This is a genomic window from Paenibacillus sp. MAH-35, from assembly GCF_058135425.1.
Genome location: NZ_JBYUPU010000099.1, coordinates 1 through 1086 on the forward strand (window position 1 = coordinate 1; position 1086 = coordinate 1086).

2 tRNA genes and 3 rRNA genes are annotated in these 1086 nt (G+C 50.6%); all 5 read right to left on the bottom strand.

The features are described 5' to 3' along the window. A 23S ribosomal RNA gene (locus AC3Y2E_RS34570) occupies positions 1-108 on the bottom strand; the annotation flags it as partial. Between the two features lie 269 nt (positions 109-377). After that, positions 378-453, bottom strand: a tRNA-Ala gene (locus AC3Y2E_RS34575). 109 nt (positions 454-562) lie between these two features. Then, positions 563-639: transfer RNA gene (locus AC3Y2E_RS34580), tRNA-Ile, on the bottom strand. Positions 640-741: 102 nt separating this feature from the next. Next, positions 742-858 (bottom strand): 5S ribosomal RNA (gene rrf, locus AC3Y2E_RS34585). A 110-nt stretch (positions 859-968) separates the two neighbouring features. Next, positions 969-1086: ribosomal RNA gene (locus tag AC3Y2E_RS34590) — 16S ribosomal RNA — on the bottom strand; the annotation flags it as partial.

The following is a 1086-nucleotide window of genomic DNA, read 5'->3' on the forward strand; positions in this document are numbered from 1 at the left end:
CCGGATCGAAGCCTGCTTACGGCTCCCCGAGGCATTATCGTAGTTCGCCACGTCCTTCTTCGGCTCCTAGCGCCTAGGCATCCTCCGTGCGCCCTTATTAGCTTATCCAAGATTTTTGAATGTCCCGAAGGATGTTCAAAATATCGAACGTTTCAGCCTCTAAGATCACCTTTACAGATGTTCTTGCTCTCTTCGTTTCGCTATCCAGTTTTCAAGGAACAACGTTGCACATATCGTTTTTCGAAGCTTGCCAACTTTGTGCGTTTCTTCTATTGAAGTTCCGCACTCGTTGTTTTCGCTGAAAGCGACAAGTGCTATATTACCACAAATCCCATTCGCATTTCAAGTCGAAATTTGAAGTTTTTTGCGGTCGTTTTTGGTGGAGCCAAGGAGGATCGAACTCCTGACCTCCTGCTTGCAAGGCAGGCGCTCTCCCAGCTGAGCTATGGCCCCAAATAGTCCCCCAAAAGTGAAGAATGCCTTCGAAGCTTATTCCGATTACTTTTGGGGGAACCCCCGGTTTCGTCGGTATCGCTTGCGTTGCCTTCTCTATATTGGAGTATGGTGGGCCTTAGTGGACTCGAACCACCGACCTCACCCTTATCAGGGGTGCGCTCTAACCAGCTGAGCTAAAGGCCCTAAGAGCATTTACGGAGTAAATGCTAGCTTCGGAAGGATATGCAATTGCACTTCCTAGCATGATCACTACCTTATTTAGTTCAACCCGCATAAAAACGGGCCGCTTGGCAACGTCCTACTCTCCCAGGACCCTGCGGTCCAAGTACCATCGGCGCTGGAGGGCTTAACGGTCGTGTTCGGGATGGGAACGCGTGGGTCCCCTCCGCCATCATCACCAAACGGATTCATTGAAGAAGTCTTACTCCTTCAAAACTGAACAACGAGCTGTACAAGTGTTTGTGAGGCATTGCCTCTGTACCGAACCGTTACAGGTTCGAAGTACTCCATAGAAAGGAGGTGATCCAGCCGCACCTTCCGATACGGCTACCTTGTTACGACTTCACCCCAATCATCTACCCCACCTTCGGCGGCTGGCCCCTTGCGGTTACCTCACCGACTTCGGGTGTT